At 71.8% G+C, this 24,037-nt stretch carries 22 protein-coding genes and 2 pseudogenes; 17 read left to right on the forward strand and 7 right to left on the reverse strand.

The annotated features are described in order from the left end of the window. Positions 1-93: 93 nt before the first annotated feature. Positions 94-374 (forward strand): annotated as a pseudogene (locus tag ACF08N_RS03410) (transposase); the annotation flags it as partial. Here ACF08N_RS03410 and ACF08N_RS03415 read toward each other — a convergent pair. Both ACF08N_RS03415 and ACF08N_RS03420 read right to left on the reverse strand, forming a co-directional pair. Next, complete coding sequence (locus tag ACF08N_RS03415) at positions 337-681, reverse strand: SUKH-4 family immunity protein (protein WP_392323413.1); 345 nt, start codon at positions 679-681, stop codon at positions 337-339. The pseudogene ACF08N_RS03410 and the gene ACF08N_RS03415 sit on opposite strands and share 38 nt — an antisense overlap. Further along, positions 682-807 (reverse strand): hypothetical protein, encoded by a 126-nt coding sequence (locus ACF08N_RS03420; protein ID WP_392322888.1) that lies wholly within the window; start codon positions 805-807, stop codon positions 682-684. A gap of 60 nt (positions 808-867) precedes the next feature. Here ACF08N_RS03420 and ACF08N_RS03425 point away from each other — a divergent pair, with 60 nt between their 5' ends. From ACF08N_RS03425 to ACF08N_RS03445, 5 genes and pseudogenes are all read left to right on the forward strand, one after another. Then, complete coding sequence (locus tag ACF08N_RS03425) at positions 868-1,431, forward strand: DinB family protein (protein ID WP_392322889.1); 564 nt, start codon at positions 868-870, stop codon at positions 1,429-1,431. Positions 1,432-1,913: 482 nt separating this feature from the next. Then, positions 1,914-2,330 carry an aspartate 1-decarboxylase gene (gene panD / locus ACF08N_RS03430; protein WP_392322890.1) on the forward strand — a complete coding sequence of 139 codons (417 nt, stop codon included), beginning with the start codon at positions 1,914-1,916 and terminating at the stop codon, positions 2,328-2,330. Positions 2,331-2,418: 88 nt separating this feature from the next. Then, positions 2,419-2,745 carry a GNAT family N-acetyltransferase gene (locus ACF08N_RS03435; RefSeq protein ID WP_392323414.1) on the forward strand — a complete coding sequence of 109 codons (327 nt, stop codon included), beginning with the start codon at positions 2,419-2,421 and terminating at the stop codon, positions 2,743-2,745. A 225-nt stretch (positions 2,746-2,970) separates the two neighbouring features. Next, positions 2,971-3,783 carry an MBL fold metallo-hydrolase gene (locus tag ACF08N_RS03440; RefSeq protein ID WP_392322891.1) on the forward strand — a complete coding sequence of 271 codons (813 nt, stop codon included), beginning with the start codon at positions 2,971-2,973 and terminating at the stop codon, positions 3,781-3,783. Between the two features lie 66 nt (positions 3,784-3,849). Further along, positions 3,850-4,476 (forward strand): annotated as a pseudogene (locus ACF08N_RS03445) (aspartate/glutamate racemase family protein); the annotation flags it as partial. 705 nt (positions 4,477-5,181) lie between these two features. On the opposite strand, the gene gndA reads toward ACF08N_RS03445, so the two are convergent. Further along, complete coding sequence (gene gndA / locus ACF08N_RS03450) at positions 5,182-6,624, reverse strand: NADP-dependent phosphogluconate dehydrogenase (protein WP_392322892.1); 1,443 nt, start codon at positions 6,622-6,624, stop codon at positions 5,182-5,184. Between the two features lie 387 nt (positions 6,625-7,011). Between gndA and ACF08N_RS03455 the strand changes: the two genes are divergently transcribed. The 6 genes from ACF08N_RS03455 to ACF08N_RS03480 all read left to right on the forward strand — a co-directional run bounded on the left by ACF08N_RS03455 (position 7,012) and on the right by ACF08N_RS03480 (position 13,534). After that, positions 7,012-7,773: a DeoR/GlpR family DNA-binding transcription regulator gene (locus tag ACF08N_RS03455; RefSeq protein WP_392322893.1), complete on the forward strand. Its 762-nt coding sequence runs from the start codon at positions 7,012-7,014 to the stop codon at positions 7,771-7,773. 128 nt (positions 7,774-7,901) lie between these two features. Beyond that, a complete protein-coding gene (locus tag ACF08N_RS03460) occupies positions 7,902-9,260 on the forward strand; it encodes an ABC transporter substrate-binding protein (protein ID WP_392322894.1) in 1,359 nt (452 codons plus the stop codon). Beyond that, on the forward strand, positions 9,257-10,246 hold the full coding sequence (locus tag ACF08N_RS03465; protein ID WP_392322895.1) for a carbohydrate ABC transporter permease: 990 nt from the start codon (positions 9,257-9,259) through the stop codon (positions 10,244-10,246). Before ACF08N_RS03460 ends, ACF08N_RS03465 begins: the two co-directional genes overlap by 4 nt. Beyond that, on the forward strand, positions 10,243-11,115 hold the full coding sequence (locus ACF08N_RS03470) for a carbohydrate ABC transporter permease (RefSeq protein ID WP_392322896.1): 873 nt from the start codon (positions 10,243-10,245) through the stop codon (positions 11,113-11,115). The genes ACF08N_RS03465 and ACF08N_RS03470 overlap by 4 nt, the downstream gene beginning before the upstream one ends. Next, the gene (locus ACF08N_RS03475) at positions 11,112-12,101 is read left to right on the forward strand and encodes a zinc-dependent alcohol dehydrogenase family protein (RefSeq protein WP_392322897.1); all 990 of its coding nucleotides are present in this window, start codon (positions 11,112-11,114) and stop codon (positions 12,099-12,101) included. The genes ACF08N_RS03470 and ACF08N_RS03475 overlap by 4 nt, the downstream gene beginning before the upstream one ends. Positions 12,102-12,259: 158 nt before the next feature. Next, positions 12,260-13,534 carry a transglycosylase family protein gene (locus ACF08N_RS03480; RefSeq protein ID WP_392322898.1) on the forward strand — a complete coding sequence of 425 codons (1,275 nt, stop codon included), beginning with the start codon at positions 12,260-12,262 and terminating at the stop codon, positions 13,532-13,534. Here ACF08N_RS03480 and ACF08N_RS03485 read toward each other — a convergent pair. Beyond that, positions 13,415-14,452, reverse strand: a complete 1,038-nt coding sequence (locus ACF08N_RS03485; RefSeq protein WP_392322899.1) for a DMT family transporter — start codon at positions 14,450-14,452, stop codon at positions 13,415-13,417. The genes ACF08N_RS03480 and ACF08N_RS03485 overlap by 120 nt on opposite strands. Before the next feature lie 330 nt (positions 14,453-14,782). Between ACF08N_RS03485 and ACF08N_RS03490 the strand changes: the two genes are divergently transcribed. The 3 genes from ACF08N_RS03490 (at position 14,783) to ACF08N_RS03500 (ending at position 17,539) form a co-directional block, all read left to right on the forward strand. Next, positions 14,783-15,475, forward strand: a complete 693-nt coding sequence (locus ACF08N_RS03490) for a (2Fe-2S)-binding protein (RefSeq protein ID WP_392322900.1) — start codon at positions 14,783-14,785, stop codon at positions 15,473-15,475. A 131-nt stretch (positions 15,476-15,606) separates the two neighbouring features. Continuing rightward, a complete protein-coding gene (locus ACF08N_RS03495; RefSeq protein ID WP_392322901.1) occupies positions 15,607-17,070 on the forward strand; it encodes an SDR family NAD(P)-dependent oxidoreductase in 1,464 nt (487 codons plus the stop codon). Between the two features lie 298 nt (positions 17,071-17,368). Continuing rightward, positions 17,369-17,539 (forward strand): hypothetical protein, encoded by a 171-nt coding sequence (locus ACF08N_RS03500; RefSeq protein ID WP_392322902.1) that lies wholly within the window; start codon positions 17,369-17,371, stop codon positions 17,537-17,539. 114 nt (positions 17,540-17,653) lie between these two features. Here ACF08N_RS03500 and ACF08N_RS03505 read toward each other — a convergent pair whose 3' ends face one another. Genes ACF08N_RS03505 through ACF08N_RS03515 form a run of 3 tightly spaced genes read right to left on the reverse strand, consistent with a single transcriptional unit; the run spans position 17,654 to position 20,455 of the window. Next, complete coding sequence (locus tag ACF08N_RS03505; protein WP_392322903.1) at positions 17,654-19,060, reverse strand: lipase maturation factor family protein; 1,407 nt, start codon at positions 19,058-19,060, stop codon at positions 17,654-17,656. A 34-nt stretch (positions 19,061-19,094) separates the two neighbouring features. After that, entirely contained in the window at positions 19,095-19,637 is a 543-nt protein-coding gene (locus tag ACF08N_RS03510; RefSeq protein ID WP_392322904.1) for a DUF1990 family protein, read from the reverse strand. Then, entirely contained in the window at positions 19,634-20,455 is an 822-nt protein-coding gene (locus tag ACF08N_RS03515; protein ID WP_392323415.1) for a YndJ family protein, read from the reverse strand. Before ACF08N_RS03515 ends, ACF08N_RS03510 begins: the two co-directional genes overlap by 4 nt. A gap of 156 nt (positions 20,456-20,611) precedes the next feature. On the opposite strand from ACF08N_RS03515, the gene ACF08N_RS03520 reads away from it, so the two are divergent. Both ACF08N_RS03520 and ACF08N_RS03525 read left to right on the forward strand, forming a co-directional pair. Next, positions 20,612-21,853 carry a DUF6777 domain-containing protein gene (locus ACF08N_RS03520; protein ID WP_392322905.1) on the forward strand — a complete coding sequence of 414 codons (1,242 nt, stop codon included), beginning with the start codon at positions 20,612-20,614 and terminating at the stop codon, positions 21,851-21,853. Between the two features lie 54 nt (positions 21,854-21,907). Further along, entirely contained in the window at positions 21,908-23,980 is a 2,073-nt protein-coding gene (locus ACF08N_RS03525) for a SpoIIE family protein phosphatase (RefSeq protein WP_392322906.1), read from the forward strand. Positions 23,981-24,037: the final 57 nt, after the last annotated feature.

A 24,037-nucleotide genomic window follows, 5' to 3' on the forward strand; every position in this document is an offset into this window, starting at 1 on the left:
GGGCATACTCAAAGGCTTGCTCCGCGCCCCGAAAACTGGTGCCAACCCGCGACCATGATCGGGGCTCGCGTACCAGCCTTCGCGTCCCATTAGGCGTACTCGTCACGCCGGAACCGGCGTCACCTGCGCAGACGCCAGATCAAGCACACGATCCCCACCCCAGAGACCAGAGGGCCAACCGTCGGTGCCGCGGCAGCCAAGGCGGCCGGCCCGCAGGGTTCGACAAGACGATCTACCGCCGCCGCAACGAAGTTGAGCGGACCACCAACCGGCTCAAGAACTTCCGGTCCATTGCCACGCGCTACGACAAGAGGGCGTACGTCTTCCACGGAACGGTCACCCTGGCCGCGATCCGGCTGTGGCTCCGTCCCTGAACAGCCGCCAAGGATACGTCTCCTCCGGCACGAGCACGCCCAGCTCGACTTCCTCGAACACTCGTGACCACCAGGATTCCTCGTCCGAGAAGGCCCGCGGATCCGCTTGCCGAGCCCGGTCGATCACGTCGTGTGCCCAGTCGTCGTAGGCGTCCTCCAGGTCGCTCTTGCCGGAGTAGACGAACGCCTCCCAGACCCGCAATACCTCCACCAGGTGGTCCACCGATGAGTTGACCAGGCCGTACTGGTCGTCCGGATCGCATTCGTAGCCTCTGACCATCCAAACCTCACCGCTGTCGGTCAGCAGTCAGTACGAGTTGACACCGTCCTCGAAGGAACCGAGGAACACTGCCCGGCCGGCGGCAAGCTGGCGGACAGACAGCTCCTTGTCCGGGTCGCGCATCTCCCGGTGCGGGACGTTCTCGCGGCCCACGGCCGGCGACGGCGTCCGCGAGGCCCGCAGCCAGGTCTCCGTGGTCTGTAGAGTGCGGAAATGACAAGAAGCGAGCGGCTCGCGGGGCAGTTGGACCGGCACTGGCGCAAGAACCTGCGGCCGCGGCTGGACGGTCTTGCCGATGACGAGTACTTCTGGGAGCCAGTGCGCGGCTGCTGGAGCATCCGCCCACGTGGCAGGTCGGCCGCACCGATGTCGGCAGGTTCGGGGGAGTGGAGGATGGACTCCGCGTCCCCTGACCCGGTGCCGGCGCCGGTGACCACGATTGCCTGGCGGCTGGCGCACATCATCGTCTCGTGCCTGGGCTATCGGGTCGCATGGCACTTCGGCGGCCAGGACGTCGACTCCCAGACATTCGCCTACGCGGGGACCGCTGACGAGGCGCTGAAACAGCTCGATGAGATGTACGGGAGATGGAACGCGGGGGTCCGCGAACTCTCGGACGCCGACCTGGAGAATCCGCCCGCGGTGGGTCCCGAGCGGATTCCCATGGAGGTCATCGTCCAGCACGTCAACAGGGAGCTGATCCATCACGGCGCCGAGATTGCCCTGCTGCGCGACCTCTACCGCTGGCAGGACGGAGCCGTACCGCGCCGAATATGACTTTTCGCTTAGTCAACGAGGAGCCGTAGTACTCCACCGCTCACACGGCAGGCAACGAGACGGTGTTCGTCATACGGCAATCAGGTCGCGTCACCCATGTCCATCATTCCGTCCTTCGCGTTCGACCGCTGCGGACTGATCTTTCCGGGCCAGCCGCACGACCCCATGGCGGTGCGCAGCCCGGCTCCGGTCGATCGCCCTCGCCCCCGACCGCCGCCCAGACCGCCGGAGTGACGGTGATCAGGGATGCCCGTCGGAGGGTGCTGCGTAGGCTTGTGCAGTCGTCGCGGTGGGGTCCAGCAGGGCGGGTGAAGCTCTCCTGCAATCGCCTGACGATGTGTCAGAAAAGTAGGCAAGTGGTCAGCATCATTCCCTGAAAAACCTGGGGAGGGCTGACCGGAACTGCGATTCGCTGTAGGGTAGGGAAACCGCCCTTGACCTGCATAAACGCAGGCAGGGAGCCTAGTTTCGGGAGTGCCTTCATGCTGCGCACCATGTTCAAGTCCAAGATCCATCGCGCGACCGTCACCCAGGCCGACCTGCACTATGTCGGCTCCGTCACCGTCGATCGCGATCTCATGGACGCCGCCGATCTCCTGCCCGGCGAGCTCGTGCACATCGTCGACATCACCAACGGCGCCCGCCTGGAGACCTACGTCATCGAAGGCGAGCGCGGCAGCGGGGTCATCGGCATCAACGGGGCCGCGGCCCATCTCGTCCACCCCGGCGACCTGGTGATCCTCATCAGTTACGCCCAGGTCGACGACGCCGAGGCACGCACCCTCGTGCCCAGCGTGGTCCACGTCGACGCCGACAACAGGATCGTGGCCCTCGGCTCCGACGCGTCCGCCCCCGTGCCCGGCACCGACACCGCGCGCAGCCCCCACGCCATCGTCTGACCCTCCCGTCCCACCGCCGGCGGGGACCGCCCGCCGGCGGCCCCCCGTCCGACCCGTCGAGGAGAGAGCCGCCGTGGGAACGATCGAGATGCGCGACAACCGGCCCGCAGGGCTGCTGGAAGCACACGTGGACGGGGAGGTGGCCGGCCGCATCGCGTACTTCGTGCTGGCGGGGGACACCGCCGCCCTCGTCGCCGTGCACACCGTGGTCGAGCCGGCCCACGAGGGCAAGGGCATCGCGGGCGCCCTCGTGCGCGAGTTCTACGCGACGGCGGCCCGCGAGAACGTCCCCGTCGTACCGCTGTGCCCGTACGCCGCCAAGTGGGCGCAGAAGCACCCTGACGAGGCGCCCGCCGCGCCGGCCGCACTCGTGGCGGAGGCAGAGGAACAGCTCAAGGCCCACCCCGAACTCTGACGGCCGCGGCACCATGAGCCCCGGGACCGGCGTGACCACCGCCGGTCCCGGCGCATGCCAGGGCCCCCTGCGGGCAGCGGGGCCGGGCCCGCAGGAGGACACTGTGAAACAGAACTCATGATGACGGCCCGGGGGCGGCATGCCTGTCCGGCACGGGGCCTGTGCGCGACCGCGGCACCATGAGCCGCGATCCGATCCCTGCTCGTGGGGGTTCCCGGAGAAGTCATGGCCATTCACAGAATCGGACACGAGATCAGCGTCCTCGGCGACCACCTGCCGGTACCCGGCATCGGCTACCTCACCGTCAACGCCTTCGTGCTCCACGCCGCCGAACCCGTCGTCGTCGATACGGGACTCGGCCTGTCGGACCGCACCTTCCTCGACATGGTCGGCAGCGTCGTGGATCCCGAGGACGTGCGCTGGATCTGGCTCACACACCCCGACCGCGATCACACGGGCGGCCTGTTCGAACTGCTGGCCGCGGCCCCTCGGGCGCGCCTCGTGACCACGTATCTGGCGGTCGGCATCATGTCGACCGAGAAGCCGCTGCCGCTGGACCGGGTCTTCCTGCTCAACCCGGGCCAGTCCCTCGACGTCGGTGACCGAGTCCTTCACGCCTTCCGGCCACCGCTGTTCGACAACCCCGCCACGGTCGGCTTCTACGACGACAAGTCGTCCGCCTGCTTCAGCTCCGACTGCTTCGGCGCCCCCATCGCCAGCGCCGACCTCGCATCGGGAGCCACCGCGGGCGACATCAAGGACGACGAACTGCGGGCGGGGCAGCTGCTGTGGGCGGCCGTGGACAGCCCCTGGATCCACTGCGTCGACCGGGACCGGTACGAGGCATGGGTGCAACCACTGCGCGAGATGGCGCCCGAAGCCGTCCTGAGCACCCATCTGCCGCCCGCGGTCGGCCTCGCCGCGCAGATGATCGACAACATCGCGGCGGCACCCGAGGCGGACCCGTTCGTCGGTCCCGACCAACAGGCGCTGGAGCAGTTGCTCGCCGAATTCGAACCGGGAGCCGCCGCTCGATGAGCTGCCGCTCGATGAGCTGCCGTGCCGCCCTCCGCCGTGCGGGGCGGCACCGCCTAGGATCCGGGCATGCTGGCACTGCTGCACACCTCCCCGGTCCACGTCCCGGTCTTCGACGCCCTGCGCGACACGCACCACCCCGCCCTGCCGCTGCGTCACCACGTCCACGAGGACCTGCTCGCACGCGCCCGGCGCGACGGTCCTGAGGCCGTCGCCCCCGCCGTCGCGGACGTGATCGCCGGCGCCGTCGCGGACGGCGCCCGTGCCGTGCTGTGCACCTGCTCGACGATCGGCGGCGTGGCGGAGGCGGCCGCGGAGCGGGCCGGCGTCCCGGTGCTGCGCGTCGACCGGCCCATGTGCGCCGCCGCGGCCCGCGAGGAGCGGATCGTGATCGTGGCCTCGGTCGCCAGCACCCTGGAACCGACCGCCGCCCTCATCCGCGAAGAGGCCGAGAAGGCCGGGGGCCGGGCGCCGCGGCTGCGGACGCTGCTCGTCGAGGACGCCTGGGAGCGCTTCGAGGCGGGGGACCGGGACGGCTACCTGAACGCGGTCGCGGCCGCCGTCGACGGGGTGCGCGACGCGGATGCCGTCGTGCTTGCCCAGGCGTCCATGGCGGACGCGGCGGCCCGTACGCGCACGGCGCTGCCGGTGCTCTCCAGCCCGGAGCCCGGCCTACGCGCCGCGGCCGAGGCCGTCACGTCCGAGGCCGTCGCGTCCCAGGCCCCGGGCCTGGCGTCCGAGGCCGTCACGTCCGAGGCCGTCGCGTCCCAGGCCCCGGGCCTGGCGTCCGAGGCCGTCACGTCCCAGGCCGTCGCGTCCGAGGCCCTGGCCCTGGCGTCCCAGGCCGTTGCGCCTGGTGGCGGGGCGTCGGGCAGGTAGCGCGTACGGCGGCACAGCGTCTGGTGGCAGGCACCGGGGGCAAGGGCGTCCGGCGGCGGGCATCCGCGGCACAGCGTCGGCGGCCGGCGATCCCGCGACACGGCGTCCCCTGGCACGCCCAGCGACACAGCTGCCCCTCGTGCCGGACGCGGGTACGACGACTGGACCCGGCCGGCGTGGGAACGCGCACCGTAGAGAGACTTCGCACCCAGGGAGGTCCGGCATGACCCACCCCTACCCCGATCCCGCACCGCCCGTCCCCACACCGGATCCCGGCGTGCCCCCCGATCCGGGGCCGCTGCCCGGGCCGGTGCCGACGCCAACGCCCCAGCCGGGCCCTGCACCGGATCCCATCCCGCAGCCGCCGGGGCCGAATCCGGAACCCGTACCGCCTCCCGAACCCCAGCCGGGCCCGGCCTGACACCGGACCGGCTGCCCGGCCCGACCGGCCGCACGGCCGTCGGGCCGGGGCCCGGAGCGCACCCGTCAGCACACCCCACGGCCGTCAGGCCGTAAGCGGCCTCAGTCCGACCGCACCTCCGAGCGGTCACCGCCCCACAGCGTGTGGAACGAACCCTTCCGATCGGTCCGCCGATACGTGTGCGCGCCGAAGAAGTCGCGCTGGCCCTGCGTCAGCGCCGCCGGCAGCCGCTCCGCGCGCAGCGCGTCGTAGTAGGCGAGCGCCGCCGAGAACCCCGGCGTCGGCACACCCTGCCGCGCCGCCGTCGCGACCACCTCGCGCCAGTCGTCCTGCGCCGCCCCGATCTCCTCAGCGAACTGCTTGTCCGCCAGCAGGCTCGGCAGCTCCGGCTGTGCCTCGTACGCCGCACGGATACGGTCCAGGAACGCCGCCCGGATGATGCACCCGGCCCGCCAGATCGCCGCGACCGCTCCCGCGTCGACGTCCCAGCCGTACGTCTCGCTGCCCGCGCGCACCTGGTGGAAGCCCTGCGTGTACGACACGATCTTGGACGCGTACAGGGCCTGCTCGACCCGGTCGGCGAAGCGGGCCGCCTCGTCCGCGCCCAGCGGGCGCGCCGCCGGCCCGGGCAGCGCCCGCGAGGAGTCGCGCAGTCCGGCGTGGCCCGACAGCGAACGGGCGAACACCGCCTCCGCGATCCCCGGCACCGGCACGCCCAGGTCGAGCGCCATCTGCACCGTCCAGCGGCCCGTGCCCTTCTGCTCCGCCTGATCGGTGACCACGTCCACGAACGGCCTGCCCGTGGCAGCGTCCGTGTGCGCCAGCACCTCGGCGGTGATCTCGATCAGATACGAGTCCAGCCGCCCCTCGTTCCAGCTGCGGAACGTCCGCGCGATCTGCTCCGGTGAGTACCCGGCGACCGCGCGCAGCAGGTGGTACGCCTCGGCGATCAGCTGCATGTCGGCGTACTCGATGCCGTTGTGGACCATCTTGACGAAGTGGCCCGCGCCGTCCGGACCGACATGGGTGACGCACGGTGTGCCGTCCGGGGCCTTGGCGGCGATCCTCTCCAGGAGCGGGCCCAGCGAGGCGTACGACTCGGCCGATCCGCCCGGCATGATGCTGGGCCCGTTCAGCGCGCCCTCCTCGCCGCCGGAGATGCCCGCGCCCACGAAGTGGATACCGCGCTCCCGCAGGTCCTTCTCCCGGCGGCGGGTGTCGGCGAAGTGGGCGTTGCCGCCGTCGATGATGACGTCGCCCTCGTCCAGCAGCGGCGCGAACTCCTCGATCACCGCGTCCGTCGCCTCGCCCGCCTTGACCATCACCACCAGCCGTCGGGGCCGCTCCAGCGCCGCGACGAACTCCTCCGCCGACTCGGCCGCGACGAACGCGCCCTCGTCACCGAACTCCTCGACCAGCGCGCGCATGCGTGCCGCTGTCCGGTTGTGCACGGCCACGGTGAGGCCGTTGCGCGCGAAGTTACGGGCCAGGTTGCGGCCCATCACCGCGAGACCCGTGACACCGATCTGGGCTGTACCACTCATGCGTGTGCTCCTGGATGTCCGTCGGAAGATCCGTCCGTGCCGTCACTGCCTGCCCGCCCGTACGGATACGCATACGCGCGGGCGGGCCGGGCCACTCACCGATCGTCGGCGTACGGGCGGCGTTCCGCACCCTGCCCCGGCCCCTGTGCCCGCACCCGGGCGCCGTTCGGACTCCGTCAGGTGCGAAGCGGGCGCCGAAAGGACCCGTCGCGCCCGCACGGAGGTCGCTGACCAGCGACGACGTGCTCGGAGAAACGGGCAGGAACGGGCACAGGGCACCGGGCGAAGACGCTGGTCCAGCGGCCCCGGTTGCTTGTACAAACGACGCATGGGCCCGAACGGACGACGGGCCGCTCATGCAGTACCAGCACAGCAGGGATGTGTGCCGTGGACACCGAGGAACGCCGACGGGCCCTTCTCGACACGGCCCGGCAGGACGGGTCGGTCGAGGTCAACGCGCTGGCCGACCGGTTCGGTGTGGCCAAGGAGACCATCCGCCGCGACCTCCACACCCTGGAGGAGCACGGACTGGTCCGGCGCACGCACGGCGGGGCGTACCCGGTCGAGAGCGCCGGCTTCGAGACGACGCTCGCGATGCGCACGACCCGCCACGTGCCGCAGAAGTCGAGGATCGCGGCGGCCGCCGCCGAACTCCTCGGTGACGCGGAGACCGTCTTCGTCGACGAGGGGTTCACCCCCCAGCTCGTCGCCGAGCACCTGCCGCGGGACCGGCCGCTGACCGTGGTCACGGCCTCGCTGGCGGTGGCGACCGTCCTCGCGGACGCGGAGCAGACGGCCGTCCTGCTGCTCGGCGGCCGTGTCCGCGGCCAGACCATGGCCACGGTCGACCACTGGGCCACCCGGATGCTGGCCGACTTCGTCATCGACCTGGCGTACGTCGGGGCCAACGGCATCTCCCGCGAGTACGGCCTGACCACGCCCGACCCGGCCGTCGCCGAGGTCAAGGCGCAGGCCATGCGCAGCGCACGGCGGCGGATCTTCGCCGGCCTGCACACCAAGTTCGGGGCGGTCAGCTTCTGCCGCTTCGCCGACGTCGGGGACTTCGAGGCCGTCGTCACCGACACGGGCCTGTCCTCGGCGGAGGCCCAGCGCTACTCCCTCATGGGGCCGCAGGTCCTCCGCGTCTGACGCGCGCCGCCGAAGCCCCGCACCACATCACCTACCTCATCAGCCGCACCCGGGCAGCCGGGCGGGTCCGGCGTGCCCCGAAACGCCCGGCCCAGGCTCCGAGCCGCTACGAACGATCAGGAGAACACATGCCCCACCAACGACGACGACGTGGCATCCGCGTGCGGGTGGGGGCGGGCGCGGCAGCCGTCGCCCTCGTCGCCACGGGATGCGCCGGAGCCGGCGGCACCTCCTTCGGCGGCGGCGACGCGCTCAACGTGCTGATGGTCAACAACCCGCAGATGGTCCAGCTCCAGAAGCTGACCGCGCGGCACTTCACGAAGGAGACCGGCATCAAGGTCAACTTCACCGTCCTGCCGGAGAACGACGTCCGCGACAAGATCAGCCAGGACTTCTCCCACCAGGCGGGCCAGTACGACATCGCCACGATCAGCAATTTCGAGGTCCCGTTCTTTGCCGACAACGGCTGGCTCCGCCCCCTCGATGCGTACGCCGAGAAGGACACGGCCTTCGACCAGGACGACATCCTGGAACCGGTGGCCCAGTCACTGACCCACGACGGCACGGTGTACGCCGAGCCGTTCTACGGCGAGTCCTCCTTCCTCATGTACCGCAAGGACGTCTTCGCCGCGAAGGGCCTGACGATGCCCGCGAAGCCCACCTGGCGCCAGGTCGCCGACCTCGCCGCGAAGGCGGACGGCGCCGAGAAGGGCATGAAGGGGATCTGCCTGCGCGGACTGCCCGGCTGGGGCGAGGTCATCGCCCCGCTCACCACCGTCGTCAACACCATGGGCGGCACCTGGTTCACGAAGGACTGGCGGCCGCGGCTGGACTCGCCCGAGTTCACCAGGGCCACCGAGTTCTACGTGGACCTGGTGCGCGAGCACGGCGAGTCCGGTGCCGCCCAGTCCGGCTACGCCGAGTGCCTCAACAACATGACGCAGGGCAAGACGGCCATGTGGTACGACGCCACCGCCGGAGCCGGATCGCTCGAAGCGCAGGGCTCCCCGGTGAAGGGCCGGATCGGATACGTACCGGCGCCCGTCGAGAGGACCGACAGCTCCGGCTGGCTCTACACCTGGGCCTGGGGCATGCAGAAGGCGTCCAAGAAGCCGGACCAGGCATGGAAGTTCATCTCCTGGGCCTCCGGCAAGGAGTACGAGACGCTGGTCGGCGAGACGAGCGGCTGGGCCGACGTCCCCGCCGGAAAGCGGGCCTCCACCTACGACCACCCCGCCTACCTCAAGGCGGCGGGTGCCTTCGCCGAGGTCACCGAGCAGGCCATCGCGGGCGCCGATCCACTGGATCCGGGCACCCAGCCGCGCCCCACGGCCGGCATCCAGTTCGTCGGCGTCCCCGAGTTCACCGACCTCGGGACCAAGGTCTCCCAGGAGATCAGCGCGGCCATAGCCGGCCGCCAGTCCGTAGCCCAGGCCCTGAAGACCTCGCAGTCTCTGGCCGAGAAGGTCGCCAAGGAGTACCGGTGAGTACGTCCCTCAGCACACCGTCGGGCCCCCGGGCGCGCACCGCGCCCCCGGAGCCCCCGAAGTCCGCGCCGCACACCGCGCGCCGTGCCGGGAGAAAGCACGCCTGGGCCACCCGGGCACCGCTGCTGCCCGCACTCGTCTTCCTGATCGCCGTGACCCAACTGCCCTTCGTGGCCACGCTCGTGATCTCGCTCTTCGACTGGAACTCGCTCGATCCCGACGAGCGCGCCTTCAGCGGCCTGTCCAACTACGCCTCCCTGTTCACGGATGCCGCACTGCGCGAGTCCGTTGTCACCACCGTGCTGCTGACCGCCGGCGTCGTCGTCACCTGCGTGGTCCTCGGACTCCTGCTGGCACTGCTGCTCGACCGCACCTTCCTCGGCCGCGGAATGGTGCGCACCCTGCTCATCACGCCGTTCCTGCTGGTGCCCGTCTCCGCGGCGCTGCTGTGGAAGCACGCCCTGTACAACCCCGAGTACGGCCTGCTCAACGGCGCCCTCACCTGGGCCTTCGGCCTGTTCGGCGCCGAGAATCCGGCGCAGCCCGACTGGATCTCCGAGATGCCGCTGGTCGCCGTCGCGGCGGCTCTCGTGTGGCAGTGGACGCCGTTCATGATGCTGATCCTGCTCGCCGGACTGCAGAGCAGACCCGCCGAGACGACGGAGGCCGCCCGGCTCGACGGCGCGAGCGCCTGGCAGATCTTCCGGTACCTGACGCTTCCGCACCTGCGCCGCTACCTCGAACTCGGCATCCTGCTGGGCTCGGTGTACATCGTGCAGAACTTCGACGCCGTGTTCACCCTCACCTCGGGCGGCCTCGGCACCGCCAACCTGCCGTACACGATCTATCAGACCTTCTACCAAGCGCACGAGTACGGACTGGCCTCCGCCGCGGGAGTCGTCGTGGTGATCGGCACCATCGTCGTCGCGACCTTCGCACTGCGGGTGGTCTCGTCCCTCTTCCGTGAGGAGGCGACCCGCGCATGACCACGGCCGCAATCACCCCGCGCCCCCTGCCGCCGGCCGCCCGCCGGGCCCGGTACCGCTCCGCCGCCCTCGGCCTGCTGGCCTGGACCGCCGGCATCACGTTCTGCCTGCCCGCCCTGTGGATGGTGCTCACCTCCTTCCACTCGGAGGCCGACGCCGCCACCAACCCGCCCTCGCTCGCCGCCTCGCTCACCCTCGACGGCTACCGGTCGTTCTTCGGCGGCGCGGGCGGGCCCACCCCCTGGCCCCCGCTGATCAACTCCCTCTCCGCGTCCGTCTTCTCGACGCTCCTCGTCCTGGTGCTCGCCCTTCCGGCCGCGTACGCGCTCTCCATCCGGCCGGTACGCAAGTGGACGGACGTCATGTTCTTCTTCCTGTCCACCAAGATGCTGCCGGTCGTCGCCGGACTGCTCCCCGTCTACCTGTTCGCGAAGAACGCCGGGATGCTCGACAACATCTGGCTCCTGGTCCTCCTCTACACCTCGATGAACCTGCCGGTCGCGGTGTGGATGATGCAGTCCTTCCTTGCCGATGTGCCGGTCTCGATCATCGAGGCCGCCCAGGTCGACGGCGCCCGGCTGCCCACCGTGCTGGCGCGGGTCGTCGCGCCCGTCACCGCGCCGGGCATAGCCGCGACCGCACTCATCTGCTTCATCTTCAGCTGGAACGAGCTGCTGTTCGCCCGGGTGCTCACCGGCGTCGTCGCCCAGACCGCACCCGTGTACCTGACGGGATTCGTCACCAGCCAGGGCCTCTTCCTCGCCCAGCTGTGCGCCGCGTCCGTCGTCGTGTCCCTGCCGGTGCTCGCCGCCGGTTACGCCGCCCAGGACAAACTCGTCCAGGGCCTGTCTCTTGGAGCCGTCAAATGAGGGCAGCGCTCGTCGAAGCACCCGGCAAGGTCGTCGTCACGACCGTGCCCGACCCCACGCCGGGCCCGCGCGACGTCGTCGTCGCCGTGGCGTCGTGCGGGCTGTGCGGCACCGATCTGCACATCCTCCAGGGGGAGTTCGCGCCCACCCTGCCGATCGTGCCCGGCCACGAGTTCGCCGGCGAGGTCGTCGGCATCGGCAAGGACGTCACCGAGCTGGCCGTCGGCGACCTGGTCGCGGTCGACCCGTCGCTCCACTGCCACGAGTGCCGCTACTGCCGCAGCGGGCGCGGCAACCTCTGCGACCGCTGGGCCGCCATCGGCGTCACCGTCCCCGGCGGCGCCGCCGAGTACGCGGTCGCGCCCGTCGCCAACTGCGTGAAACTGCCCGGCCACGTCGACGTCAGGGACGCCGCCCTCATCGAGCCGCTGTCCTGCGCCGTGCGCGGCTACGACGTGCTCAGCGGCACCCTCGGGGCCGAGGTCCTCGTCTACGGTTCGGGCACGATGGGCCTGATGATGCTGGAGCTCGCCAAGCGCACCGGCGCGGCCGGTGTCGACGTCGTCGACGTCAACCCGGACCGGCTCGCCACCGCCGGCCTCCTCGGCTGCTCGCGTACGGCGGCCAGTGCCGACGAACTCGAACGCCCCGGAGGCTGGGACGTCGTCATCGACGCCACCGGCAACGCCAAGGCCATCCAGGACGGCCTCGGCCGCGTCGCCAAGGGCGGCACCTTCCTCCAGTTCGGCGTCGCCGACTACGCGACGACCGCCGTCATCGAGCCGTACCGCATCTACCACCAGGAGATCACCATCACCGGCTCGATGGCCGTGCTGCACAGCTACGAGCGGGCCGCCGCGCTCTTCGCGACCGGAGTGCTCGACCCGTCGGTGTTCATCAGCGACCGGCTGCCGCTGGAGCGGTACCCGCAGGCCATGGAGCAGTTCCGGGCGGGCCGCGGCCGCAAGATCGTGGTGGAGCCGTAAGCCTCGCCCGGCCCCGGCGGGTGACGTGCCGCCGGGGCGGGGGAAGCTTTCCGGACACTCTCGGTCTGAAACCTTGTCACGCTCCGTATTCCGCCCCTACGTTGGCCGCCTGCGGTATGACCTGCATGTGTGATTTACGGGTAGTGGGGGAGTACGCCATGGCCGGAACCGGTCGGCACCGTCGTTATCAGCCGAGTCGCATCAACCGCGCTTCACTCACCGTCACCGCAGGCGGCGCCGGGATGGCGCTGCCTCTCATCGGTGCAGGATCGGCCCACGCGGCTTCCGTCGACGCCTGGGAGAAGGTCGCGGCCTGCGAGTCCACCGACAACTGGAAGATCAACACCGGCAACGGCCACTACGGCGGACTCCAGTTCAGCCAGTCCACGTGGGAGGCATACGGCGGCACCCGGTACGCCGCGCGCGCCGACCTCGCCACCAAGGACCAGCAGATCGCCGTCGCCGAGAAGGTCCTCGAAGGGCAGGGTCCGCGCGCGTGGCCCACTTGTGCGCAGCGCGCCGGACTCACCCGGGGCGGGGAGGCGCCGGGCATCGCGCCGGCCGGACCCGCCGAGCCGGAGCGGCTGCGCGGATCAGAACGTGCCGCGTCGCCCACGACCGTGCCGACGCGGCGCGAGGGGTACACGGTCGCCCGCGGGGACTCGCTGTCCCGCATCGCCGAACAGGAGAGGGTCAGCGGCGGCTGGCAGCGGCTGTATGCGCAGAACCGCGCGGTGGTCGGCGACGACCCCGACCTGATCTTCCCCGGCCAGCGGCTGGTCCTGCGCGCCCCGGCCGCCCCGGTGAAGGAGCGTCCCGGCGCCCGGGAACGCACCACCGGAGAACAGCGCACCGACACCCAGCGCTCCGGCAGCTGGGAACGAACCGCCGCCCCGCAGCCCAGCGGGCCCGCCGCGAAGCCGAACGACGCGAAGCCGAAGGAGCGGACGGCGCCCCAGCGGCAGGCACCGAAGCCGCGGACCGGGCGCGAGAAGCGGACCGGGACCGAGCCGGGGCGCGACCGGCGCGCCGGTTTCAGCGCCCCCGTGGCCGCCGGCCCGTCGACCGCCTACCGCAAGGCGGGCTCCTCCTGGTCGAGCGGGTACCACACGGGGGTGGACTTCCCCGTGCCCACCGGGACGTCGGTGAAGGCCGTCGCCGCGGGCACGGTCGTGTCGGCCGGCTGGGGCGGCGCGTACGGCTACGAGATCGTCATCCGCCATCGCGACGGCAGGTACAGCCAGTACGCCCATCTGTCGGCGCTCACCGTGCGCACCGGCCAGCAGGTGACGTCCGGTCAGCGGATAGCCCGGTCAGGATCCACCGGCAACAGCACGGGACCGCATCTGCATTTCGAGATCCGCACCGGACCCGGATACGGATCCGACATCGATCCCCTCGCCTACCTCAGGGCCGGCGGCGTGTCGATCTGACCCGGTGCGCGAGGCCGCGACGCGATCTCCCCGCACTGCCGCGCCTCCCTCCGGCCGAACCCGGGGGGCGTGGCGGTGCGGGGGGTGCACACCATTGCCCAGCCGCTCGATCGTCAGCAGGATCAGGCCGCCCGCTGCCACGACACCGCAGCCGAGCGCCAGCACCGTCCCCGCCACGCCGTAGCGGAAGTCCTCGCCGAACAGCGTGAGCCCGACCGCCGCCGCGACCACGGGGTTGACCACCGTGACGGTGGCGAGGGGCGCCGCGAGGCCCGCTCCGCGATACGACGCCTGGGACAGCAGGAGGCCGCCGACCGCGAACACGGCCATGACGAGAAGGCTCGGCCACTGGGTCAGCGGCGTGCTCCAGTCCCAGTCGACCGCGACGGTCTTGGTGAACACCGAGGCGATACCGAAGGCGACGCCCGCCGCGCCGGCCAGCAGGACGCTGCGGACGATCGGCCGGTGCACGCCCTGCGCGCCCAGGAACAGCAGGGTCACCGTGCCGAGCGTCACCGCCGCGAGCACCGCGCGTTCCGCGCCGCCCAGCGACTGGGACGCGGAGCCCCCGGTCAGCGCGAGGAGCCCCGCCAGTCCCACGGTCGCCATGATCGCGCCGCGCCACGCGGTCGCCCCCGCCCCGCGCCGCACGAACATCGCCGCCATCGGCAGCGCGAACACGATCGTGAGCGCGCCGAGCGGCTGCACGACACTGAGCGGCCCGTACGCCAGCGCCATGACGTGGAGCACCGCGCCCGCGCCGTTGAGCACGACGGCGACCCACCAGCGGGCGTTGTTCAGCGGCGCGTAGGGGCGGGACGGCGTGGTGGTCGCCACGTACTCCTGGAGGATGGCCCCGGCCGCGTAGGCGACCGCGGAGACCAGTGACAGGAGCACGGACAGCGCGAGGGAGCTCATGGTGACCACCCTGTCCCCCTTCTGCTTTCACGTCGTCGTTCTCCAGCACGCACTTGTCCGTACTGCCGGGGTAGTACGGGAGGACGTCCCGGTCCCCCTTCCGGCGGGGGTGCGGGCGGGCCGGGGGGACCACCGGCCCGCTCGGCGCACGGTTTCATCCCCAGTATCCGATTTGCGCCTCTGCCGCGCGCGCGGCATGGCCGGTGACGATCGCATGCGCGAGGCACCGGTGTCGTCCGCCGCCGGACACCGCGCCATCCTTACGGTGATCCGGTGCGGCGTCACCGGGTTTTCGGAGGCCCGGTGCGGGCGGGAGAGCGGGGGAGCGGCATGGATCCGGCGCTGTTGGCCGAGACGGCGTCCGTGGGCGGGTTCTTCGCGCTGCGCGCCGGCGAGCCGGAGCCGGGGCACCGTCCGCTCGCCGACGTCTACGCGGGCCGGAACTCCGTGCTCACCGCACGGGTCGACACGGTCGCCGCGAGGCTGCGGGCGCCCGAGCGCCGCGTCGCCGCGTCGGTCGCCCATCTCGGGCTCGCCGCCCGGCTGTGGTCCGTGGCCCTCGGGTCCGCGGCGCTCCACGGCGCGGTGCCCGACCTGGACCCGGCCCTGCTGCACTGGGACCCGCGCCGCGCCGCCCCCGACGATCTGGTGCTGCGGGAGGTGCGCGGGCTTCCCGGGGACGCGGACACCGTGCGCGCGACCGTCCAGCTGTGCAACCTCGTGCCCCTCGCCGACGCGCTGCGCCGCGACACCCGCGTCTCGGCGCCGCTGCTGTGGGGCAACGCCGGCTCCGCCCTCGCCGGAGCCGTGCGGGAGCTGGCGGCGTGGTCGCGGCGGACCGGGCGGCCGGAGGCCGCCGACCGTGCGGTCGCCCTCGCGCGCGAGCTGTTCGCCCACCCCGAACTGGCCGGGACGGTGCAGGGGCCCGCGCTGCGGCGCCGTACCTGCTGCCTGTACTACCGCTGTCCGTCCGGCGGTCTGTGCGGGGACTGCGTGTTCGACCGGCCGCCCGGGCCCCGGTAGGGAGACCGGTCCCGTCCCGCGGGCATGCCCGGCCCCGACGTGACGCCCGTCATTTGGTCGCCACCCCATCACTCGGTAAAATCGCGCTTTTGAAACTCCGGCATTCGAGTGATCGAGGAACAACACAGGCCATGACCGTCACAGAGGACAGCCCGGTATACGGACCGGGCATCGACCCCGAGCGTCTGGCCGTCTGCCTGAGCGTGCTCGAAGAGCTCGACAAGCTGGAGATCGACCACCCCGACGCGATCGCCGTGCGCCGTGCGACCGCGGGCATCTACCGGACGGTCAAGCAGCGCCGCAGGCAGGAGCGCCGCGCCGCCAAGACCGCGCACGACAGGGCCGTCACCGAGGCCACGGCCACCGGCTCCGCCGAGCGCATCGACGACGAGACGCAGGGGCTGCTGCCCTCCTCGTCCGTCGTCGGTGAGATCGCGGGCATACTCCAGCGCCCCCGTTCCTGCTACATCTGCAAGGCCCGCTACGTCGAGGTCGACGCCTTCTACCACCAGCTGTGCCAGAAGTGCGCCGCCGACAACCGTGCCCGCCGCGACGCCCGCACCGACCTGACCGGCAAGCGCGCCCTGCTCACCGGCGGCCGGGCCAAGATCGGCATGTACATCGCGCTGCGGCTGCTGCGCGACGGGGCGCACACCACGATCACCACGCGGTTCCCCAACGACGCCATCCGCCGTTTCAAGGCCATGCCGGACAGTGACGAGTGGATCCACCGGCTCAAGATCGTCGGCATCGACCTGCGTGACCCGGCGCAGGTCGTCGCCCTGGCCGACTCCGTCGCCGCCGAGGGCCCGCTCGACATCCTGATCAACAACGCGGCCCAGACCGTGCGCCGCTCGCCCCAGGCGTACCGCGAGCTCGTCACCGCCGAGTCGGCCCCGCTGCCGGCGGGCGAGCTGCCGCCCGCGCAGGTCATCGGCACGTTCGGCAGCGGCGCGGTGGACGCCGTCGCCGCCCTGCCCTCGTCCCGCGGTGAGGGGCTGAGCGCCCAGGACGTCACCGACCTCGCGCTGGTCAGCGGCTCGGCGTCGCTGGAGCGCATCGCGGCCGGTACCGCCATCGACGCCGGCGGCCTGGTCCCCGACCTGCACGACACCAACAGCTGGATCCAGACGGTCTCCGAGGTCGACCCGGTCGAGCTGCTCGAAGTGCAGCTGTGCAACTCCACGGCGCCGTTCATCCTGATCAGCAGGCTCCGCCCGGTGATGGCGGCCGCCGCGGGCCGGCGCAAGTACGTGGTGAACGTCTCCGCCATGGAGGGCGTCTTCAGCCGGGGCTACAAGGGCGCGGGTCACCCGCACACCAACATGGCCAAGGCCGCGCTCAACATGCTCACCCGCACCAGCGCGCAGGAGATGTTCGAGTCCGACGGCATCCTGATGACCGCCGTGGACACGGGCTGGATCACCGACGAGCGCCCCCACCCGGACAAGATGCGCCTGGCGGAGGAGGGCTTCCACGCCCCGCTCGACCTCGTCGACGGAGCCGCCCGCGTGTACGACCCGATCGTCCGGGGCGAGAGCGGTGAGGACCTGTTCGGCTGCTTCCTCAAGGACTACTCTCCCGCAAACTGGTAAAAGTCGGGCAACTCGCCCTTTCTTCCCTCCTCTTCGGCCGGTGCACCAGCAGGTGCACCGGCCGTTGTCCATTCAGAGGGGGTTGTTGGCGTGAATTGAGCCGAATTACTGGCCCCATCGAGCACGGGTCCGCTCATTTGGTTACCCTGGGGTGAACGGACGGCCTCCAAGGGATCTACCAGTCCCCTACGGCCCTCCTGGGACAGGTCTGCAACCAGGCCGCGGTCCCGCCCGAGTTGACGGCGCCACCGCGACCCAACTGCCCCTGTCCCACATACGCGACACAGAGGAGTGCGCGGTGACACCAGATGTGAAGCATGAGAAGCGGCCGTCGGAGAACGGCACCGAACGGCCTGGCAAGGCCGAGGAGATCCGCAACCTCGAGGTCTGGGCCCGTTCGGCCCCGATCCGGCTGGCCGGATACGAGGACGACCTGGCCGAGCCGCACATCCTTCCCAGCGTCGACTGATCTGCGCTTCGCCCCGTGCCCCCTGCCCTCCGGCAGGGGGCACGGACCTGTCCAGGGTGCCCTCGCACGAGGCCGACTGCGTGCTCCCGGCGCACGGTCACGGCCGGGCCGCGTTCAGCGCAGCCGCGTCGGCGCCAGGAAGTCCCGTACGAGGGTCCGGTGCCACCACGCGCCCGTGGCCCGCCACTCCTGCCAGGTCGTGAAGCGGTAGCGGTACAGCCGCGCACGCACCTGCGCCGGCGGGGCGTCCGGGAAGGGATTGTGCGCGAGCAGCCGCAATGTGTCCCGGTCGCCGTCCAGCAGGCGTTCCACGAAGGGCAGGAACCAGGAGCGGGCGAAGGCGGGGGAGAGCGCGGCGAACCACATCATCCAGTCGAGCCGCAGGTGGTACGGCGCGAACTGGCGCGGCAGCCTGCGCACATCGCCCGGTTTGCCCTTGAAACCGTACTCGCGCCACACCGTGCCCTCGTGGGCCACGCGCTCGTCCGTGCCCTCGACCACGATCTCGTGGCGGATCCGGCCCACCGTCCCGAACGCCCCGTAGGAATTCACCAGGTGGAGCGCGTCGTAGGAACGGTTCATCGCCTGCCGCCGCGAGAACAGGTTGCGCACGGGCCGGTAGCTGAGGGCCAGCAGACCCGCGGCCACGGTGAGCACCAGAACGGCGTACCACAGCGGGGCGTCCGGCAGTTCGGGACCGTAGACGATCAGGGAGCCGTCGACGGCGGGCAGGGCGAGCACGATCGTCAGCCAGTTCAGCCAGGCGAAGTTGCCCGAGACCACCAGCCACAGCTGGGTCACCACGATCAGTACCGCGGCAACGCTCGCGACCGGCTGGGGAGTGAACAGCAGGACGGGCACCCCCAGCTGCACCACATGGTTGGCACCCGCCTCGACACGGTGCGCCGGCCTCGGCAGATGGTGGAAGAACCAGCTCAGTGGCCCGGGCATCGGCTGGGTCTCGTGGTGGTAGTACAGGCACGTCAGCTCGCGCCAGCACGGGTCGCCGCGGAGTTTGATGAGCCCGGCGCCGAACTCGACCCGGAACAGCACCCACCGCAGCAGCCACAGCACGACCACCGGCGGCGCGGTGCGCTCGTTGCCGAGCCAGATCGCGAGGAACCCGGTCTCCAGCAGCAGCGACTCCCAGCCGAAGCCGTACCAGGTCTGTCCGACGTTGACGATCGACAGGTACAGCGCCCACAGCACCGCCCACCACGCCATCGCGGCGGCGAGCGGCACATGGTCGGCCGCCCCGGCGACCAGCGCCGCCGACAGCAGGACGCCGGTCCAGGCGACGAGGGCGAAGAAGCGGTCGGAGTAGTGCAGCCGGAACAGGGTCGGCGCGTCACGGGCCGTGACCCGGCGCAGGAACTCCGGCACCGGCAACATCCCCCGCTCGCCGATCAGCGCGCGGAACTGCAGCGCCGCCGACAGGAAGGCGACCAGGTACACGGCGGCCAGAGCCCGCTGGAAGACCAGCCGGCTCAGCCAGTAGGCATCGTCGCCGAACCACTCCATCCCTCCCAGTATCGGGCAGCTCCCGCCCCGGTGATCAGTCGGCCGGGCGCGCGGCCCCGGCGGCGATGCCGCGCAGCGCGCGCCCGAGCCGCATGGCGTACAGCCGCTGCGCCACGGGCACGAGCGGCCCGGCCAGCCGGGTGTACCAGGCGGCGGGCCGGCTGAAGGCCAGCACCGTGAACCACACCGAGCCGTCGTCGTGCAGGTCGACCGTGAACGCCTCCTCGCCGCACTCCGGGTGACCGGTCAGCGTCCCGTACGCGAAGCCCGTCCGGTCCTTCTCGTACACGGCCCAGATCACCTCGCACGGCGCGGTCAGCCGCAGCGGCCCGGCGCCCGGCGACACCAGGACGCGCACCCCGGCCTCGGCCCGGTCCGCGGTGGCCTGCATCCGGGCCCCGGAGGCGCGGTGCATGCGCCAGCCGGTGACCGCGGCCCCGGCCGCCTCGAAGGCGGCGCGGCCGCGGCCGACGCGGGTCGTGTGGTGCAGATGGTGGTAGCCGTCCGGCAGCGGGCCGTGCCGGGTGGCGCCCGTCTCGGGGTAGGTGAGCGCGCCTCGCGTGTCCGGGCGGTTCATACGGCGGTCTCCTTCAGTCGTCGCCAGGCGAGCAGCGAGCAGAGGGCGAAGCCCAGTGCGTTGCCGAGGCCGTGGGTGGCGGCCATCCAGGTCAGGTTCGGGTGGGGCAGGTCCGCGGCTTCGCCGGCGGCCCAGCTCAGTGCCGGCAGCATCGTCGCAACCAGGACGGCCGCGGAGACACCGAGCAGCGTCCGCGTGCCGCGGTCCCGTTCGGCGCCGCGGACGTCGCGCCAGGTCAGCAGCGCCACGGCCCACATGCCGGCGGTCAGCACCAGTGCGCCGGCCAGCTCGGCCCAGTCGCCCGCGAAGTAACCGCCGAGGACGAGCAGGGTGCCGGCCGGCACGCTCAGGGCCGCGAACCGGGCGAGCCCGGTTCCGCGGGCGGCTCCGCACACCAGGCCCGCCACCAGTGCGGCCGCGAAGCCCGCGAAGTGGAAGTGGGGCACGGTGAGCGCCAGGATCGGCAGGGAGAAGCCGAACAGTTCGTGTCCGGCCCGCTCGGCCACCAGTGCGACGCCCGCGACCGAGGGCGTGACCAGCGCGGTGAGCACCGCGAACTCGGCGGGGGCGAGCGATCGCGTGCGAAGCAGCCGTCTCGGCGCCTGCGCGGCCAGGAGCAGCGTGCCGACGGCGTAGATGCCGGCGAGTGCCACGGCGGCGGTGCCGCGGGGCAGCCACAGGGCGACCGATCCCGCCACCGCGAACAGCGGCCATGTCCGCCGAATGGGCGCGAGCCGGACCGGGTCGATCAGGCGCAGGCCCGCGGGCACCACGAAGAGCATTCCGAGCATCACGATCAGGTTGACCAGTGCGGACATCAGGCACCCACCCCAGGGCTTGAACATGTTCAATTCCTTGGACTGAACCCTAGGGGGTGAACTGAACGCGTTCAAGTCGCGGCTCGTCTGTCGATCCGTCAGAAATGGAGGCACATGTCGAGCTGCAGGAGGCGGGAGATCTTGGTGCGCTCACCGATGCGTCGTCTGTTCGCGGCGGTCGCCGTGCTGAGTGTGGGGCCGCTGGCCGCCGGATGCGGCGGCGAAAGCCGGGCGGAGGACTCGGAGGAGGTGCTCCTCCAGCCCTCGGCCGCCAAGGGCGCTGACCCTTTCACGGCATCGACCGCCTACCCCACACCCGCCTTCGAACCGCCGCCCGTCACCCCGGCGCCCACGAGCCCGTCGGGCGGGGGTACGACCCTGCGCACCATGCTGGGCTCCACCCCCGGCCTGTACGGCGGCACCCAGGAGGTCGCGAGCTGCGACGTCGAGGCCCAGGTGCGCCTCCTCAGCGGCCACGACAGCAAGGACGAGGGGAAGGGAAAGGACAGGGACCGCGCGTTCGCCGAGGGGGCCGGCATCGACCGGTTGGAGATCCCCCAGTTCCTGCGCGGCCTCACCCCGGTCCTGCTGCGCGCCGACACCCGTATCACCGGCCACGCCTTCCGTGACGGCGAGGCATCGGCGTACCAGGCCGTCCTCCAGGCCGGCACCGCCGTCCTCGTCGACCAGTACGGCGCCCCCCGGGTGCGCTGCGCCGGCGGCACCCCGCTGAAGCCGCCGGTCCCCGCGAAGGGCGCGGTCGTGACCAAGGGAGAGGCGTGGCCCGGCTACCGCACCGACCGCGTCCTCGTGATCAAGCCGGCCACCCAGGTCGTCAACAACCTGGTGATCGTCAACACCGCCGACCACACCTGGATCGAACGGCCCTCCGGCACCGACGGGGAGGAGGACGCACGCCCCGAGGTCCTGCCACCCGTCGACCCCGACGAGGTCTTCTCCGACCTGACGCGTACGGAACCTGTCGACCCCGCCGACCCGGGCGGCTCCTCCGGCGAGGGCGAGTCCGGCCTCCCCGCCGGTCCCGACGGCACGCCCTCCCCGCAGGACCCGGTGCCGAACGCCCCGGTGCCCGACGCCCCGGTGCCCGACGCCCCGGTGCCCGACGGCCCGGTTCCGGACGGCCCGGTTCCGGACGGCCCGGTGCCCGACGGCCCGGTTCCGGACGCCCCCGCACCCGAGGACATGGCGCCCGAGCCGCAGCTGCCCGGCGACCCGGCGGACGAGGCTCCCGGGCCCCTGCCCGAGGAGCCGCAGGACCCGGCCGCGCCCCCGCCGGACGATCCGCCGGTCCCGGGAGCGGGGCCCCCGCTCCCGGTCGAACCGGACCCCGTGCCGCTCTCCGAGGAGCCGGCCGCGCCGGACCCCTTCCAGGGCTGAGCGAGCCTGCCCGATCCGCTCGTGGAATGCGCCGAATGATGGCAGAGTGGCTCCATGGCTGATCGGGCAGCGGGTGCCCTGTCGCTCCCCGACGACTGGCCGGCGCACGCGGACGTGAGTCTGACGCTCAATCGCATGGGCTGTTTCGACTGGGACCTCACCAGCGGCCTGATGCACATGGACGAGCCTGGCCTCGACGTGTTCGATCTGCACCCGGACGAGTACGACGGCCACCCGGCGAGCCTTGCCGTACGGGTGCCGGCGGACGAAGCCGTCCGGCTCGACAGCATGGTGGCGCAGGCCCTCAAGCGCGGGAGCGACCACTACGGCGCGTACTTCCGCATCCGCTGCCGCGACGGCACCCTGCGCTGGACGCACACCCAGGCGTGTGTGCGGCGCGACGAGAGCGGTCGTCCCGTCCGCATCATCGGCATCGTGCGGGACGCCACCCAGGAGCTCGCCGACTCGAGCGCACGCATCGAGGTGGACCAGGAGCGGCGCCGCCAGACCAGCGTCGTCGAGACCACGACGGCCGCGCTCGCGCACGCCCGCACCGTCCAGGACGTCATCGAGCTGCTGAAGAACTCGCACGGCCTCGAACATCTCGGCGCGACCAGCCTGGTGATGGGCCTGCTCGAATCCGGGCGGATCCACCTGGTGGCCGAGGGGCCGGATGGCTCCTTCGTGCCGGGCACCCGCTACACCCGCGTCGACGATCAGTACCCGATGAGCGAAGTGGTGCGCACGCTCGCCCCCCGGTTCATCGAGTCAAAGGAGGACTTCGCCGAGTCCTACCCGCAGCTGTGGCCGCACATCAGCGGCCTCGGCATCTCCGCCGCCGCCTATCTGCCGCTCATCGCCCAGGCCCGGCCCATCGGGGCGCTCGGGCTGCTGTACCGGGACAAGAGCGGTTTCACGCTGGAGGAGCGCAATCTGCTGGTCGCCCTCGGCAGCAGCATCGCGCAGAGCCTCCAGCGGGCCGTCCTGTACGAGCAGGAGCACGACCTCGCCGAGGGGCTGCAGCAGGCGATGCTGCCCCGCCGCATCCCCGAGGTGCCCGGCGCCCAGATCGCCGTGCGCTACCGCTCCGCCCGCCTCGGCCGGGACATCGGCGGCGACTGGTACGACATCATCGCGCTGCCGGGCGGCCGGGTCGGTGCCGTCATCGGCGACGTACAGGGCCACGACACGCACGCGGCGGCCGTCATGGGCCAGCTGCGCATCGTGCTGCGGGCCTACGCGGCCGAGGGCCACACGCCCGCCACCGTGATGGCCCGGGCATCGGTCTTCCTCCACGAGCTCGACACCGACCGGTTCGCGACCTGCACCTATGCCGAGGTGGACCTGTCCACAGGTGTGGTCCAGATGGTGCGCGCGGGCCATGTCGATCCCCTGATCAGGGCCCAGGACGGCAGCTGCCGCAGACTCCCGGTGCCGGGCGGGCTGCCGCTCGGGCTCTCGGCCGAGTTCGGCCGGCTCGAGTACCCGGTCAGCACCCTCGAACTCGACCCGGGCCAGACATTGCTGCTCTACACGGACGGCCTGGTGGAGCAGCCGGGCGCCGATCTCGACGACGGGATGCAGCTTCTGACCGCCCTGGTGCACGGCGGGCCCCGGGACCTCCAGCTGCTCGCCGACCGGCTGTGCGAGGTCGTCGACGAGCGCGCCGGGGACGACGACGTGGCCCTCCTGCTGCTGCTCCGCAAAGGCGTCTACGCGCGCCAGACGTTCGGCCGCCTCCAGCAGCACGTCGGACAGAACGACCCCGAGGCGCTGCGGTCGTCGCGGCACATGGTCGGGGCGGCCGTGCGGGCGTGGGGCGCGCGCGAGCGGGCGGACGAGGTCGAGCTGGCGGCCGACGAGCTGATCACCAACGCGCTGGTGCACACGGACGGCGGGGCCATCGTCACCGTACGGGTGCTCTCCGGCACCGAGCGGCGCCTGCGGGTGGAGGTCGAGGACCGCTCCAGCGCGCTGCCCCGCAGGCGGGACGCGGGGGTGTCGGGGGTCTCAGGACGCGGCCTGATGCTCGTCGAGCGGCTGTCCGAGTCGTGGGGCGTGGAGTCCCGCGGCAGCGGCAAGTGTGTGTGGTGCGAGTTCGTCATTCCGGACCGGGCTGAGATCTGATGGTCGCCGACTGTTAACTGACAGTGAATCGATCGTACTTGACCGTAACCGACGGGA

The sequence above is a fragment of the Streptomyces sp. NPDC015127 genome (assembly GCF_043080095.1).
Lineage (GTDB): Bacteria > Actinomycetota > Actinomycetes > Streptomycetales > Streptomycetaceae > Streptomyces.

Bases quoted from the DNA above. Each gene is read 5' to 3' on its own strand.
- panD (WP_392322890.1), top strand. From the start codon at position 1,914: ATGCTGCGCACCATGTTCAAGTCCAAGATCCATCGCGCGACCGTCACC.
- ACF08N_RS03520 (WP_392322905.1), top strand. From the start codon at position 20,612: ATGCGTCGTCTGTTCGCGGCGGTCGCCGTGCTGAGTGTGGGGCCGCTG.
- ACF08N_RS03510 (WP_392322904.1), bottom strand. From the start codon at position 19,637: ATGAACCGCCCGGACACGCGAGGCGCGCTCACCTACCCCGAGACGGGC.
- ACF08N_RS03525 (WP_392322906.1), top strand. From the start codon at position 21,908: ATGGCTGATCGGGCAGCGGGTGCCCTGTCGCTCCCCGACGACTGGCCG.
- ACF08N_RS03440 (WP_392322891.1), top strand. From the start codon at position 2,971: ATGGCCATTCACAGAATCGGACACGAGATCAGCGTCCTCGGCGACCAC.
- gndA (WP_392322892.1), bottom strand. From the start codon at position 6,624: ATGAGTGGTACAGCCCAGATCGGTGTCACGGGTCTCGCGGTGATGGGC.
- ACF08N_RS03490 (WP_392322900.1), top strand. From the start codon at position 14,783: ATGGATCCGGCGCTGTTGGCCGAGACGGCGTCCGTGGGCGGGTTCTTC.
- ACF08N_RS03425 (WP_392322889.1), top strand. From the start codon at position 868: ATGACAAGAAGCGAGCGGCTCGCGGGGCAGTTGGACCGGCACTGGCGC.
- ACF08N_RS03495 (WP_392322901.1), top strand. From the start codon at position 15,607: ATGACCGTCACAGAGGACAGCCCGGTATACGGACCGGGCATCGACCCC.
- ACF08N_RS03470 (WP_392322896.1), top strand. From the start codon at position 10,243: ATGACCACGGCCGCAATCACCCCGCGCCCCCTGCCGCCGGCCGCCCGC.
- ACF08N_RS03475 (WP_392322897.1), top strand. From the start codon at position 11,112: ATGAGGGCAGCGCTCGTCGAAGCACCCGGCAAGGTCGTCGTCACGACC.
- ACF08N_RS03515 (WP_392323415.1), bottom strand. From the start codon at position 20,455: ATGTCCGCACTGGTCAACCTGATCGTGATGCTCGGAATGCTCTTCGTG.
- ACF08N_RS03505 (WP_392322903.1), bottom strand. From the start codon at position 19,060: ATGGAGTGGTTCGGCGACGATGCCTACTGGCTGAGCCGGCTGGTCTTC.
- ACF08N_RS03480 (WP_392322898.1), top strand. From the start codon at position 12,260: ATGGCCGGAACCGGTCGGCACCGTCGTTATCAGCCGAGTCGCATCAAC.
- ACF08N_RS03485 (WP_392322899.1), bottom strand. From the start codon at position 14,452: ATGAGCTCCCTCGCGCTGTCCGTGCTCCTGTCACTGGTCTCCGCGGTC.
- ACF08N_RS03460 (WP_392322894.1), top strand. From the start codon at position 7,902: ATGCCCCACCAACGACGACGACGTGGCATCCGCGTGCGGGTGGGGGCG.
- ACF08N_RS03435 (WP_392323414.1), top strand. From the start codon at position 2,419: ATGCGCGACAACCGGCCCGCAGGGCTGCTGGAAGCACACGTGGACGGG.